The sequence below is a fragment of the Enterococcus sp. 5B3_DIV0040 genome, assembly GCF_002140755.1.
Lineage (GTDB): Bacteria > Bacillota > Bacilli > Lactobacillales > Enterococcaceae > Enterococcus_D > Enterococcus_D casseliflavus.
In genome coordinates this window covers 2,548,107-2,549,137 of record NZ_NGLC01000001.1, presented here as the reverse complement: position 1 = coordinate 2,549,137, position 1,031 = coordinate 2,548,107, and the positions used below count along the sequence as shown (strand labels likewise).

The 1,031-nt window shown below is 36.4% G+C and carries 1 protein-coding gene; it reads left to right on the top strand.

The features are described from left to right. On the top strand, positions 1–850 hold an 850-nt coding region (locus A5883_RS11860), incomplete at its 5' end, for a Rib/alpha-like domain-containing protein (protein ID WP_176323985.1). Positions 851–1,031: the final 181 nt, after the last annotated feature.

The following is a 1,031-nucleotide window of genomic DNA, read 5'->3' as shown; positions in this document are numbered from 1 at the left end:
TGGAACAACAGCCAAAGAGGTAACGGTACCAGAAGTGGTAGCACCGGAAGGCAAAGTTCATAGTGGATGGACCCCAGCATTACCAGAAAGCTATACAGCCTCAGCAACCTATACAGCAAGTTATAAGGTTCAACAAAGTGAGGCAGATAAGTATACGCCGAAAGTAGTTGGAGAAAAAGTAGAAGTTGGAGAAAAAGTAGACTTAACGGATAATGTTACAAATTTACCAGAACTACCTAAGGGAACGAAAGTGACTGATATTACTCCTGATGGGGAAATTGATACTACAACACTAGGAAAATATCAAGGAACAATTGAAGTCACGTATCCGGATGGATCGAAAGATCAAGTTAAAGTACCTGTAGAAGTTGTGGATACAGTTGCACCTGATAAACCTGAAGTGGATCCTATTAAGCCAGGAGATACTGAAGTAACGGGTAAAACGGAACCAAATATTGATGTAACAGTTAAGCTACCAAATGGAAGTGAGTATTCTGGTTCTTCTGATGATAAAGGAATCTTTAAAGTAAAAGTTCCTAGCTTAGAAGCGGGTGATAAAGTTATTGTCACAGTCACTGATAAATCAGGTAATACAAGCGAAGCAACGACTGCCGTTGTTTCTCCTAGTAATACAGAATATGTACCATCAGGAGAAAATAACAAGATTACTCCAAGTCCTCAACAAGAATTAAAGAGTGGTGTTGGTTTGCCTTCACAAATAGCATCTAAAGAATTACCTAAAACCGGTGAATCGGAATCAAGTAATAACATGATTACTATTAGTGGGGGAGTTGTTTTATTGAGTGCATTGGGACTACTCGGTTATAAAAAAAGAAAAGAGAATGAATAAAAGTTAGAAGCTTAATTATTCTTCGGAGAAGAGGAAGAGTATTCTCTTCCTCTTTTTTTAATGGCTCTAAGTCAAATTGTGTTGTTTTCATTAATTAATGAGGCAAAATAAAATATATTTAAAAAAGTATTTTTGGGAGATTTAAAGCCTAGCTTTTTTATAGAATATGAGAGAGAAAAAC